This is a genomic window from Actinacidiphila alni (genome assembly GCF_900112845.1).
GTDB classification, from domain to species: domain Bacteria; phylum Actinomycetota; class Actinomycetes; order Streptomycetales; family Streptomycetaceae; genus Actinacidiphila; species Actinacidiphila alni.
This window is the reverse complement of record NZ_FONG01000012.1, coordinates 191,043-203,767: the sequence shown is the minus strand read 5'-3', so window position 1 is coordinate 203,767 and position 12,725 is coordinate 191,043. Positions and strand designations below refer to the sequence as shown.

At 69.4% G+C, this 12,725-nt stretch carries 11 protein-coding genes; 6 read left to right on the top strand and 5 right to left on the bottom strand.

What is annotated here, in order from left to right; genetic code table 11:
- Positions 1 to 10 precede the first annotated feature (10 nt).
- The 3 genes from mctP to BM076_RS21185 all read right to left on the bottom strand — a co-directional run bounded on the left by mctP (position 11) and on the right by BM076_RS21185 (position 2,838).
- Positions 11 to 1,642, bottom strand: a complete 1,632-nt coding sequence (mctP, locus tag BM076_RS21195) for a monocarboxylate uptake permease MctP (protein WP_177246531.1) — start codon at positions 1,640 to 1,642, stop codon at positions 11 to 13.
- On the bottom strand, positions 1,639 to 1,905 hold the full coding sequence (locus BM076_RS21190) for a DUF3311 domain-containing protein (protein WP_093715213.1): 267 nt from the start codon (positions 1,903 to 1,905) through the stop codon (positions 1,639 to 1,641). The genes mctP and BM076_RS21190 overlap by 4 nt, the downstream gene beginning before the upstream one ends.
- 141 nt (positions 1,906 to 2,046) lie before the next feature.
- Positions 2,047 to 2,838 carry a GntR family transcriptional regulator gene (locus BM076_RS21185; protein WP_093715212.1) on the bottom strand — a complete coding sequence of 264 codons (792 nt, stop codon included), beginning with the start codon at positions 2,836 to 2,838 and terminating at the stop codon, positions 2,047 to 2,049.
- A gap of 319 nt (positions 2,839 to 3,157) precedes the next feature.
- On the opposite strand from BM076_RS21185, the gene BM076_RS21180 reads away from it, so the two are divergent.
- From BM076_RS21180 to BM076_RS21165, 4 genes are all read left to right on the top strand, one after another.
- Complete coding sequence (locus BM076_RS21180) at positions 3,158 to 4,453, top strand: extracellular solute-binding protein (protein ID WP_093715211.1); 1,296 nt, start codon at positions 3,158 to 3,160, stop codon at positions 4,451 to 4,453.
- 91 nt (positions 4,454 to 4,544) lie between these two features.
- Positions 4,545 to 5,552, top strand: coding sequence for a carbohydrate ABC transporter permease (locus tag BM076_RS21175; RefSeq protein WP_093715210.1), 1,008 nt, complete (start codon positions 4,545 to 4,547; stop codon positions 5,550 to 5,552).
- On the top strand, positions 5,549 to 6,433 hold the full coding sequence (locus tag BM076_RS21170) for a carbohydrate ABC transporter permease (RefSeq protein ID WP_407640686.1): 885 nt from the start codon (positions 5,549 to 5,551) through the stop codon (positions 6,431 to 6,433). The genes BM076_RS21175 and BM076_RS21170 overlap by 4 nt, the downstream gene beginning before the upstream one ends.
- A complete protein-coding gene (locus tag BM076_RS21165) occupies positions 6,430 to 8,010 on the top strand; it encodes a glycoside hydrolase family 3 protein (RefSeq protein WP_093715209.1) in 1,581 nt (526 codons plus the stop codon). The genes BM076_RS21170 and BM076_RS21165 overlap by 4 nt, the downstream gene beginning before the upstream one ends.
- A gap of 75 nt (positions 8,011 to 8,085) precedes the next feature.
- Here BM076_RS21165 and nagB read toward each other — a convergent pair whose 3' ends face one another.
- A complete protein-coding gene (gene nagB, locus BM076_RS21160) occupies positions 8,086 to 8,871 on the bottom strand; it encodes a glucosamine-6-phosphate deaminase (protein WP_093715208.1) in 786 nt (261 codons plus the stop codon).
- 135 nt (positions 8,872 to 9,006) lie between these two features.
- Here nagB and BM076_RS21155 point away from each other — a divergent pair, with 135 nt between their 5' ends.
- Together BM076_RS21155 and BM076_RS21145 are read left to right on the top strand one after the other, a co-directional pair.
- The gene (locus BM076_RS21155; RefSeq protein WP_093715207.1) at positions 9,007 to 10,083 is read left to right on the top strand and encodes an SIS domain-containing protein; all 1,077 of its coding nucleotides are present in this window, start codon (positions 9,007 to 9,009) and stop codon (positions 10,081 to 10,083) included.
- 514 nt (positions 10,084 to 10,597) lie between these two features.
- Positions 10,598 to 12,046 carry a sensor histidine kinase gene (locus BM076_RS21145; RefSeq protein WP_093715205.1) on the top strand — a complete coding sequence of 483 codons (1,449 nt, stop codon included), beginning with the start codon at positions 10,598 to 10,600 and terminating at the stop codon, positions 12,044 to 12,046.
- 121 nt (positions 12,047 to 12,167) lie between these two features.
- On the opposite strand, the gene BM076_RS21140 is transcribed toward BM076_RS21145, so the two are convergent.
- Positions 12,168 to 12,425 carry a WhiB family transcriptional regulator gene (locus BM076_RS21140; protein ID WP_031520293.1) on the bottom strand — a complete coding sequence of 86 codons (258 nt, stop codon included), beginning with the start codon at positions 12,423 to 12,425 and terminating at the stop codon, positions 12,168 to 12,170.
- Positions 12,426 to 12,725: the final 300 nt, after the last annotated feature.

The window sequence follows — 12,725 nt, the reverse complement described above, 5'->3', positions numbered from 1 at the left end:
CGACGGCCTGTTACGCCCCCGCAGGCGCGGGCAGGTCCGCGGTCACACCCTCCTCGCCGGCCTCCACCGTGTAGTCCGGTGTCGCCGTCTCGTCCTCGCCCTCGGCGACCTTGAAGGCGCGCAGGACCAGGGTGAGGACCACCGCGACCGCCACGTTGAGCACGAAGGCGGTGAGGCCGATGTAGCCCAGCTCGCCGATGCCCGGGATCTTCGCGGAGTTGCCGCCGAAGTGCGACTGGGTGGGGCTGGTCTGCTCGTACGCCTTCCAGGTGCCGTAGGCCATGCCCGCGGCCCAGCCGGCCAGCAGCGCCCAGCGGTGCAGCCAGCGGGTGAACAGGCCACCGACGATGGCGGGCATCGTCTGCAGGATCCAGATGCCGCCCAGCAGTTGGAAGTTGATCGCGACCGTCTTGTCCATCGACAGCACGAAGATCAGCGCGCCGACCTTCACCACCAGCGACGCCAGCTTGGAGACCCGGGTCTCCTCGGCCGGGGTCGCGTTCGGCCGGATCAGGTCCTTGTAGATGTTGCGGGTGAAGAGGTTGGCCGCCGCGATGGACATGATCGCCGCCGGCACCAGCGCGCCGATCGCGATGGCCGCGAAGGCCACCCCGGCGAACCAGGACGGGAACATGTTCTCGAAGAGCTGCGGGATGGCCAGTTGGGCGTTGTAGCCCTTGATCCCCTTGCCGACGCCGTCGGCCAGCGCCATGAAGCCGAGCATCGCCAGCAGGCCGAGCATCAGCGAGTACAGCGGCAGGATCGTGGTGTTGCGGCGGATGGTGTTGCGGCTCTTGCCGGAGAGCACCGCGGTCACCGAGTGCGGGTACAGGAAGAGCGCCATCGCCGAGCCCATCGCGAGCGTGGCGTACGCCCATTGGGCCTGCGGCCCGGTCACCAGCGAGCCGCGCGGCTTGCCGGTGGCCGGGTTGGTCACCTTGTAGGCCGCGCCGGCCTTGTCGAAGATGTCGTCGAATCCGCCCAGCTTGTAGGGAATGTAGATGATCGCGACGGCGATGACGATGTAGATCAGCGCGTCCTTGACGAAGGCGATCAGCGCGGGCGCGCGCAGCCCCGACGAGTAGGTGTACGCGGCCAGCACGCCGAAGGCGATCAGCAGCGGCAGGTCCTTGACGAACCAGTTGGTGGAGTCGCCGCCGCCCACGCCCATCACGTCCAGCACCGCCTGGATGCCGACGAGTTGCAGCGCGATGTACGGCATGGTCGCCACGATGCCGGTGAGCGCCAGCGCCACCGACAGGCTCTTGGAGCCGAACCGCCCGCGGATGAAGTCCGAGGAGGTCACGTAGCCGTGCTTGTGCGAGACCGACCACAGCCGCGGCAGGAAGAGGAACACCAGCGGATAGGTGATGATCGTGTACGGGACCGCGAAGAAGCCGGCCGCGCCCGCGCCGTAGATCGCGGCCGGGACCGCGACGAAGGTGTACGCGGTGTAGAGGTCGCCGCCGAGCAGGAACCAGGTCACCCAGGTGCCGAAACTCCGGCCGCCCAGGCCCCATTCGTCCAGGTGGAGGGCGTTCTCCGCGCGTCGCCAGCGGGCGGCGAGGAAGCCCATCACGGTGACCGCGACGAAGAAGAAGATGCAGACGCCGAGGGCGACGCCGTTCACGTCGTTCTTCACTTGGCCGCACCCCCCTTGCGCTGCCGCTCCTCGCGCCTGACCAGGACGTACGCGATGTAGGTGAGCAGCGCCGCCACCGGCACCCAGGCCATCTGGTACCAGTAGAAGAACGGGATGCCGATGAAGGTCGGGGTGATCCTGGAGTAGGAGTCGACCCAGAGCAGGGCGACGAACGGCGCGAGCAGGCAGAGGCCGGCGATCACCCGTGAGGGGGTGACGACCGGTTGCCGTGGGGCCTGTTCATGGAGTTGAGCGTCGGGCATACGTGCGGCTCCCGTCCCCTAGAGCTACGAGTGTGACTCGCGGGAATCTAGGGGAGGGGAGCCGTGCACGTCACCATGTGTGCAGCGATCTCACCCGCCGGAGGGGGGAATCCTCCGGAGCGGTGCCTCACTGCGCGGGCCTCACTTCTCCAGCATCGAGCTGAGCTCCGAGGCCGGACGGCTCAGCCGCGCCACGAACTTGTAGCGGTCGCCGCGGTAGACCGAGCGCACCCACTCCACCGGTTCGCCGGTGGTGTCGATCGAGTGCCGGGAGAGCATCAGCATCGGCAGGCCGACGTCGGTGCCGAGCAGTCCGGCCTCGCGCGGGGTGGCCAGCGACGTCTCGATGGTCTCCTCGGCCTCGGCCAGCCGCACGTCGTAGACCTCGGCCAACGCCGTGTACAGGGAGGTGTACTTGGCGAGCGAGCGGCGCAGCGCCGGGAAGCGCTTGGCCGACAGATGGGTGGTCTCGATCGCCATCGGCTCGCTGTTGGCCAGCCGCAGCCGCTCGATCCGCAGCACCCGCCCGCCGGCCTTCATGTCGAGCAGCCCGGCGAGCCGGTCGTCGGCGGTGATGTAGCCGATGTCCAGCAGTTGCGAGGTCGGTTCCAGGCCCTGGGCCCGCATGTCCTCGGTGTACGAGGTCAGTTGCAGCGCCTGGGAGACCTTGGGCTTGGCGACGAAGGTGCCCTTGCCCTGGATGCGTTCCAGCCGGCCCTCGACGACGAGTTCCTGGAGCGCCTGGCGGACCGTGGTCCGCGAGGTGTCGAACTCGGTGGCAAGGGTGCGCTCCGGCGGTACGGGAGTGCCGGGCGGCATGGTCTGGGTGATGTCCAGAAGATGCCGCTTGAGCCGGTAGTACTTGGGCACGCGTGCGGTGCGGCCCGCGGTGCCCGCCGTGCTCTCCGCGCCACTGCCCGCGTCGCTGTCCATGACGTCTACTCCCGACTGCTGTCGTGCTGCCGTCACCGGCTCCTCCGTTACATGCGGCTCACATCGTGGCACGGCCTGACCTGGCACGGGGAGGTCGTAGTGGTCGCCTCCCCCTCAGGTGTCGGTCCGATAACAGAGCCGACATGGGTTCTTATACACCCTTGACACCCCTAAAGGTCTAGGCCAAGCTCCGGGTACTGGTCTAAACCATTAACGACCAAATCCCAGACCCACAAGCGAGATACGACTGCACTCGTGTCCCGCGGGAACCGGCATTCCGGGCGGTGGGGGGAGTTTCGGGCATCCTGAGGAGGGTGGCGTGAAGCGCAAGCTCATCGCGGCGATCGGCGTCGCGACCATGATTGCTGGTATTGCGGCCTGTGGGTCGGACAAGAAGGACGACAAGGCGGCCGAGAAGCCGGCCGACCAGACCGGCACGGTGACCGTCTGGCTGATGGCCGAGGCGCAGACCGCCTGGCCCGAGCTGGTCCAGAACACCACCGCCCAGTTCAAGGCGAAGTACCCGAAGGTCAACGTCAAGATCCAGTACCAGCAGTGGAGCGACAAGGTCCAGAAGCTGGACGCCGCGCTCTCCGGCTCCAGCGCCCCCGACGTCGTCGAACTGGGCAACACCGAGACCCAGACGTACATCCTCAACGGCGCCCTCGCCGAGCTGGACAAGAAGTCCTTCCAGAACAGCGACACCTGGATCAAGGGCCTCGAGGACACCTGCACCTACCAGGGCAAGCTCTACTGCGCGCCCTACTACGCCGGCGCCCGCGTCGCGATCTACAACACCGCCGACTTCAAGGCCGGAACCGGCTCCGACGCCTTCCCGGCCACCGAGGACGAGCTGACCGCCGCCCTGGACAAGATCGAGGCGAAGAAGGGCGGCGACAAGACCTACTCGCCGCTGTACCTGCCCGGTCAGTACTGGTACGCGGCCATGTCGTACGTCAAGGCGTACGGCGGCCAGATCGCCAAGACCGACGGCACCAAGTGGACCGGTGACCTGGAGAGCCCGCAGGCGCAGCAGGGCATCCAGCACTTCATCGACCTGGTGAAGAAGTACAACCACGGCGACCAGACCAAGGACGAGGCCGACCACGCCAACGTCATGGCGCACCAGAAGGCCGGCGTCATCTACGGCAACGGCTGGGAGGCCGGCTCGGTCATCACCCCGCCGAACGGCAACGCCAAGCTGAAGGACGTCATCAAGACGGCCACGATGCCCGGCCCGAACGGCAAGGCGCTGCCGTCCTTCATCGGCGGCTCCGACCTCGCCGTGGTGAACAAGTCCAAGGTCAAGGACCTCGCCAAGGAGTGGATCGCCGACTTCACGGACGAGAAGAACGAGGCCGCGCTGGTCACCAAGCAGACGCTGCCGAACAACACCAAGCAGCTCGAGCCGATGAAGGCCGACCCGGCCACCGCCGCCGCGGCCAACGCGGTGCCGGACGCCTGGTTCACGCCCATCGCACCGGGCTGGGCGGCCATCGAGAAGCAGGGCATCCTGAAGACGATGCTGCTCGACATCCTCAAGGGCAAGTCCGTCGCCGACGCCACCAAGGCCGCCGACGACAAGATCAACTCGCTGATCAACACCGCCTCCTGACACGGCGGTCGCACCAGGGGAGGGCGGTCCGCGCTGTGCGGGCCGCCCGCCCCGGTATCCCGGCATGGACACCGAAGAAAGGTCAGCGCAGATGAGTGCCGCCGACACGCATGCCACCGAGCCGGTGACAGGAGGCCGCCCGCAGCTCCCGTCGCCGCTCACGACCCGGCCCGCGGCGAAGAGAACGGGCCGCGCCGCCGGACGCAGCAGGCAGAGCAGATCGCTGCCGTACCTGCTGATCGCCCCGGCACTGGTGGTCATGATCGGGGTGCTGGGCTACCCGCTGGTCGACACCATCGTGCTCTCCTTCCAGGACGAGCGGCGCAACAACCTGTGGAACGGCGTCGCCGCCCCCTGGGTCGGCTTCGACCAGTACACCTCGATCCTCGGCGACAGCGAGTTCTGGACCGTCGTCGTGCGCACGGTCGTCTTCGTGATCGTCTGTGTCGTCGGCACCATGGCCGCCGGCCTGCTGATCGCGCTGCTGATGCAGCGCGTCTCCAACTGGGTCCGGGTCACCATGAGCAGCGTGATGATCGCCGTGTGGGCGATGCCGCTGCTGGTGGCCACCTCGGTCTTCAAGTTCATGTTCGACTCCGACTACGGCCTGGTGAACCAGCTGCTCACCCGGCTGCCCGGCGTCGACTACACCCGGCACAACTGGTTCCTCAACCCGACCACCGGTATGGGGATCATCGCCCTGCTGGTCATCTGGGGCGCCATCCCCTTCATCGCCATCAGCCTGCACGCCGCGCTCACCCAGGTCCCCAAGGAACTGGAGGAGGCGGCCAGGATCGACGGCGCCAAGGGCTTCGGGATCTTCCGCTATGTGACCTTCCCGATCATCAAGCCGGTCTTCATCATGACCAGCACGCTGTCGGTGATCTGGGACTTCGGTGTCCTCGGCCAGATCCTGCTGATGCGCAACGGCCAGCCGGAGCAGGACTACCAGCTGCTCGGCCTCTATTCCTACACGCAGGCGTTCACCGTGAACTCCTTCAGCCGGGGCGCGGCCATCTCCGTGGTCACCGTCCTGCTGCTGTCCGGGATCGCCGTCTACTACCTGCGCCAGCTTCTGAAGATCGGAGAGGTCGAGTGAGCACCGCTGTCAAGAGCGGCCCCGCCGCCACGGATTCGGCCGGAGTCACCTACCGCACTCCGAAGAAGAACCGCTCCGGCTGGAACGTCCTCGGGATCGTCGTCACCGTGCTGATGGGCTTCCCGGTGTACTGGATGATCATCACCGCGCTCCGCCCGAGCCAGGAGATCCTCAGCTACCACCAGAAGCTGTACCCCAGCTCCGTCACGTTCAGCCAGTTCAAGCGCGCGATGGACATGCCCAACTTCTGGGACAACGTCAAGAGCAGCGTGATCATCTCGGCGTTCAGCGTCGTGATCGCCATCGGCATCGGCCTGCTCGCCGCGTACGCCATCGGCCGGTTCAAGTTCTGGGGCCGCCGCGGCCTGATCATCGCGCTGCTGGTGATCCAGCTCATCCCGGCCACCTCGATGCTGATCCCGATCTACATCCAGCTCAACAAGATGGGCGGCCTCAACGAGTACTGGGGCGTCATCGTCGTCTACGCGGCGAGCACCCTGCCCTTCGCCGTCTGGATGCTGCGCGGCTTCATCGTCAACATCCCCAAGGAGCTGGAGGAGTCGGCGATGGTCGACGGCTGCAGCCAGATGACCGCGTTCCGCCGCGTCGTGCTGCCGCTGCTCGCCCCCGGCCTGGTCGCCGCCTCGATCTACGCCCTGATGACCGCCTGGAACGAGTACCTGTTCGCGTACGTGATCCTCCAGGACAACGACAAGTACACGCTCAGCATCTGGCTGCTGAAGTTCACCGGCCAGCGCGGCACGGACTACGGCGCCCTCATGGCGGGCTCCATCCTGATCGCCCTGCCCGTGGTGATCTTCTTCCTGTTCGTGCAGCGCAAGGTGGCCTCCGGCCTGACCGCGGGCGCGGTGAAGGGATGACCGTCATCACCGCAGACACCAGCGCGGACACCCTCACCCGCGACGCGCTCACCGTCCTCCAGCCCGGTTTCCGCGGCACGGAGGCGCCCGACTGGGTGCTGCGGCTGCTCGGCGAGGGCCTCGGCGCGGTCGCGCTGTTCTCCCGCAACATCGAGTCGCCGGAACAGGTCGCCCGGCTCACCGCGCAACTTCGCGCGGTACGGCCCGACATCCTTGTCGCCGCCGACGAGGAGGGCGGTGACGTCACCCGGCTTGAAGCCCGCGGCGGCTCCTCCTTCCCCGGCAATCTCGCGCTCGGCGCGGTCGACGACGTCAAGCTGACCCGCGCGGTCGCCGCGGAACTGGGCCGCCGGCTCGCCGCCTGCGGCGTCAACCTCAACTGGGCGCCGTCCGCCGACGTCAACTCCGACCCCGACAACCCGGTGATCGGCGTGCGCTCCTTCGGCGCCGAGCCCGAGCTGGTGGCCCGCAACACCGCCGCCTACATCGAGGGCATGCAGTCCGCGGGCGTCGCGACCAGCGTCAAGCACTTCCCCGGCCACGGTGACACCGGCGTCGACTCGCACCACGCGATGCCGCTGATCGACGTCGACCTGGAGACGCTGCGCGAGCGCGAGCTGGTCCCCTTCCGGGCCGCGATCGCGGCCGGCACCAAGGCCGTGATGAGCGCCCACATCCTGGTGCCCGCGCTGGACGCGGAACTGCCCGGCACGCTCAGCACCGCCGTCCTGATGGGTCTGCTGCGCGCGCCCCGGGAAGAGGGCGGCCTCGGCTACGACGGGCTCGTGGTCACCGACGGCATCGAGATGCAGGCGATCTCGGGCACCTACGGCCTCGAACGCGGCACCGTCATGGCGCTGGCCGCCGGCTGCGACGCGATCTGCGTCGGCGGCGGGCTCAGCGACGAGCAGACGGTGCTCGACCTCCGCGACGCCATCGTGCGCGCGGTGCGCGAGGGCGACCTCCCCGCCGAGCGGCTGGCGGACGCCGCCGCCCGCGTGCGGGACCTCGCGGCCTGGGCGGCGCAGCGGTCGGGTGCCGCGGAGGGGACCGCACCCGCCGCCCCGTCCGGGACGGAACCTGGGGACACCGGAGGCGACGCCGGCAGCGACATCGGCCTGGAAGCGGCCCGGCGCGCGCTGCGGATCACCCGCACCGCCGCCTTCACCCCGCTCACCAAGGCGCCGTACGTCGCGGCCCTGACCCCGGTGGCGAACATCGCCGTCGGCGACGTCACCCCGTGGGGCATCGCCGCCGACCTCGCCAAGCTGCTGCCCGGCACGGTGACCGGCACCTACCCGGCCCGTGAGGTCGAGGAGCAGGGTGCGGACGCCTTCGCGGCCGGTCTGATCGAGGAGGCCGGCGACCGTACGGTCGTGCTGGTGGTCCGCGACGCCCACCGGCACCGCTGGATGGCCGACACCCTGGCCGCCGTGACCGCCCGCAGGCCGGGCACGGTCGTGGTCGAGATGGGCGTCCCGCAGGCCCCCGCCACCGGCGCCCTGCACATCGCCACCCACGGCGCGGCCCGGGTGTGCGGTACGGCGGCGGCCGAGGCGATCGTCGGCGCGGTGTAGCTCCGGAAACGCGAACGGGGGCCGGGGCGGTATCGCCCCGGCCCCCGTTCGCGCGTACGCGGGGGTCCGACGTGCCTACAGGCCCTGCCACGCGGGCTTGGCCGCGTAGGTGGCGCGGAAGTACGACGCGAGCTTCAGCTTGGAGGCGGCGGCCTCGTCGACCACCACCGTGGCGTGCGGGTGCAGCTGGAGCGCGGAGGCCGGGACGACGGCCGCGACCGGACCCTCCACGGTCTGCGCGACGGCCTCCGCCTTGCCCTCGCCGGTGGCGAGCAGCACCAGGTGGCGGGCCTCCAGGATGGTCCCGATGCCCTGCGTGATCACGTGGTGCGGCACCTGCTCGATGTCACCGTCGAAGAAGCGGGCGTTGTCCACCCGGGTCTGCTCGGTGAGCGTCTTGATCCGGGTCCTGGACGCCAGCGACGAGCACGGCTCGTTGAAACCGATGTGCCCGTCCGTACCGATCCCCAGCAGCTGGAGGTCGACGCCGCCCGCCGCGGCCAGCGCCGCGTCGTACGCCTCGCAGGCGGCCTGCACGTCGGCGGCGGCCCCGTCGGGACCCATGAAGGACTTCTCCGACAGGCCCAGCGGCTCCACGACCTCGCGCAGCACGACCGAGCGGTACGACTCCGGGTGGCCGGTGGGCAGCCCGACGTACTCGTCGAGCTGGCAGACCCGGGCCCGGGACGCGTCCACGGCACCGGAGCGGACCTTCGCCGCCAGCGCCTGGTAGATGGGCAGCGGGGTGGAGCCGGTGGCCACGCCGAGCAGGGCGTCGGGCTTGCGGCGTACCAGGGTGGCCATGGCCTCCGCGATCAGCTCGCCGCCTGCCGTGGCGTCCGGGACGATGACAACTTCCACGCTGGGCCTGCCGTTCTGGAGGGGACTCTTGTGGTATAGACCAATCTAGCAGAGCGCGGCCCCGCCGACAGTGCGGTGCGGCACCTCCTGTGGTCGACTGTGAGGGTTGGGTCGACCTGACGGGAGGTCCTGGAGATGGCAGGCAGCACAGCGTCCCCGGCCCCCGGGCGGAGCCGCCCCGGCTGGATCATGTCCGGCGAGATGGCCGAGCAGCCCGCCGTCCTGCGGCGCATCCTCGCCGACGGCGCGCCCGCGATCCGCGCCACCGCGCAGCGGATCGCCGCCCGGCGCCCGCGCTTCGTCCTGCTCTGCGCCCGCGGCACCTCCGACAACGCCGCCCTCTACGCGAAGTACCTGATCGAGATACGGCTCGGCCTGCCGTGCGGCCTGACCTCGATGTCCACCACCACCGCATACGGGGCCGAGCCCCACCTGGACGACGTGCTGCTGATCACGGTCAGCCAGTCGGGCGGCTCGCCCGACCTCACGGCCTCCACCAAGGCCGCCCGCGAGGCCGGCGCGATCACGCTCGCGGTCACCAACAACGCGGACTCGCCGCTCGCGGAGGTCTCCGAATTCCACCTCGACCTGCTGGCCGGGCCCGAGAAGGCGCTGCCCGCCACCAAGACGTACACCGCGGAGCTGCTGGCCCTCTACCTCTTCGTCGAGGGCCTGCGCGGCGGTGACGGCGCCCCCGCGGCGCTGCTGCCCGACCTCGCCGAGCAGATCCTCGCCCGCGGCGCCGAGATCCGTGAGCTGGCGGGCCGCTACCGCTTCGCCGAGCGCATGGTCATCACCTCGCGCGGCTACGGCTACCCCACGGCCAAAGAGGCCGCGCTCAAGCTCATGGAGACCAGCTACATCCCCGCGCTCGCCTACTCCGGCGCCGATCTGCTGCACGGGCCGCTGGCCATGGTCGACAACATCTCGCCGGTCATCGCCATCGTCACCGAGGGCCGCGGCGGGGCGGCCCTCCAGCCCGTCCTCGACCGGCTGCGCGGCCGCGGCGCCGACCTCGTGGTGGTCGGCCCGCAGGCCCAGGTCGCCGCGGCCTCGGGCGGCTTCCTGCTCCCCACCGACGGCGTCCCCGAGGAGATCCAGCCCATCCTGGAGATCCTCCCCCTCCAGAAGCTGGCCTGGGAAGTCACCATCGCCCGCGGCCAGGACCCGGACTCCCCGCGCGCGATGGCGAAGGTGACGCAAACCCGCTGACGCGGACCATGGACAAGGGTGAATGGTCTAGTCCACAATAAAGCGTGACACCGTGCTCAGCGCGGTGCTCCGACCTCCGTCCTCCCCGCACAGGAGGACGGATCGAGGCAAGGCGTTCTCTGCCCTGACTACGCCCTGGCCTCAAGGTCGGCCCCACACGTGCCGGGGGGAACCGCACACCCCGCCGGCCGGGCGCCGACGGCTGCTCCGGGCTGCGGTGCCGGCGAGGTTGAGGGTCCTCGCCGAGCACCGCGGCCCGAAGTGTGCTTTATTTTTTTGCCGCCCTCTTGCCTCCGGCGGCTTAGATCCGGTGTCGACATTCCTCTTCGACGGTCGCTCGTTCCTCACTCCCTGCTCATCGTCTCTTTCGACACCGGCGCCGCCTTTGGCTCGATGGCTACATCGGGGCGGCCGGGGGCGGATGCGTAGCGTCCAGGGGTGGCGGTGTTGTGCCCAGCCGCAGGCGTCGGGGCATCCTTATCCCCACGGCCGGTAGGCTCGCGGGGTGCCCTCCATGAACGACCTCGTACGCGAGCACACGGATCTCGACGTCTCCGACCTCGAGTGGCTGCATCTGCTGGTGTCGGAGTGGCAGCTGCTCTCCGATCTGTCCTTCGCCGACCTGGTGCTCTGGGTGCCGACGCGGGACGGGACGCGGTACGTGTCGGTGGCGCAGATGCGGCCGAACACCGGGCCGACGTCGTACCAGGACGACATGGTGGGCCACCTGGTGCCGCGCGGGCGCAGGCCGCTGCTGGACGTGGCGCTGGACGAGGGCCGGATCGTCCGGGAGGGCGACCCGGAATGGCGCGAGGAAGTGCCGGTGCGGGTCGAGTCGATCCCGGTGCGCCGGGACGGCCGGGTGCTGGGCGTGATCGCCCGCAACACCAATCTGCTGACCGTCCGCACCCCGAGCCGCCTGGAACTCACGTATCTGCAGAGCGCCAGCGACCTGGCGCAGATGATCGCGCAGGGCGCCTTCCCGTTCCCGGCGGAGCAGGTGGACATGGACGCCTCGCCGCGGGCCGGCGACGGGCTGATCCGGCTGGACGCCGAGGGTGTGGTGCAGTACGCCAGCCCCAACGCGCTGTCCGCCTACCACCGGTTGGGGCTGGCCGCGGACCTGGTCGGCCACCACCTGGGCAAGGCGACCGCCGAACTGGCCCCGGAGCGCGGCCCGGTGGACGAGGCGCTGGTGAAGCTGGCCAGCGGCTGGGCGCCGCGCGAGTTCGAGGTGGAGGGCGGGGACGGCGTGATCCAGCTGCGCGCGATCCCGCTCAAGCCCAAGGGCGTCCACACCGGCTCGCTGGTGCTGCTCCGCGACGTGACGGAACTGCGCCGCCGCGAGCGCGAGTTGATGACCAAGGACGCGACCATCCGGGAGATCCACCACCGGGTGAAGAACAATCTCCAGACGGTGGCCGCGCTACTGCGCCTCCAGGCCCGCCGGATGGACTCCGACAACGCCCGCGAGGCGCTGGAGGAGGCCGTGCGCCGGGTCGGCTCCATCGCGATCGTGCACGAGACGCTGTCGCAGACCCTGGACGAGCAGGTCGAGTTCGACGAGATCGCCGACCGGGTGCTGTCGATGGTGGCGGAGATCTCGCCCGGCCGGGTGGTCGCCCGCCGTACCGGCCGCTTCGGCATCCTGTCCGCCGAGATCGCCACCCCGCTGTCGATGGTCCTCACCGAGCTGCTGCAGAACGCGCTCGAACACGGCTTCGGGCCGGGGGAGTCGGGCTCGGTGGACGTCGCCGCCACCCGCGCCAGGGACCGGATCACCATCAGCGTCCAGGACGACGGCCGCGGCCTCCCGGACGGCTTCGACGCCCAGCAGGCCGGCAATCTCGGTCTCCAGATCGTCCGCACCCTCGTGGTCGGTGAACTCGGCGGCACCTTCGACATGATCCCCGCCGACACCCGCGGCACCCGCGTGATCCTCGAACTCCCCCTGGACAACTGACGGTTCGCTCCTGAAAAGCAATAGGCCCCGACCTGGTTGGTCGGGGCCCTTCGTGATGCTGTGTGCTGCGCGTGTTGGTGGGTGCTGCGCGCTGCGGCTCGGGGGGAAGCGGCGGTACGCGTCAGGCGCTGGCGTTGCGGGCCCGGTTGCGAGCGGCGCGGCGCTTCATCGCGCGGCGCTCGTCCTCGCTGAGGCCACCCCAGACACCGGCGTCCTGGCCGCTCTCCAGCGCCCACTGCAGGCACTGCTCCATGACGGGGCAGCGGCGGCAGACGGCCTTGGCTTCCTCGATCTGCAGCAGCGCAGGACCGGTGTTGCCGATGGGGAAGAAGAGCTCGGGGTCTTCCTCGCGGCAAACGGCGCGGTGACGCCAGTCCATGGCTGCTCCAACTCCTTGTGTGACAAGCACGTTGCTTGTGAATGTGAACGCTTTCACGAATCCCTACGCAGGGAACGGGACGCCGCCCAGCTTTCACTGAGCCGTCCCGCTGCTGTGAGGTAGAAGATTCGGGCTCTCAAGGGGGTCGTTGTTCGGACCGTCCCGAGCGCCACCTAGAGACTCGCAAACCTGGGCTGGAGATACAACCCCTTCAGAGAAGTTTTTTTGGATTCCTCGGTGTCGCCTCGGTCACAGCCGTACTTCCATGGGGTGCAGGGCAGTCTAAACGTTCGAGTAAAA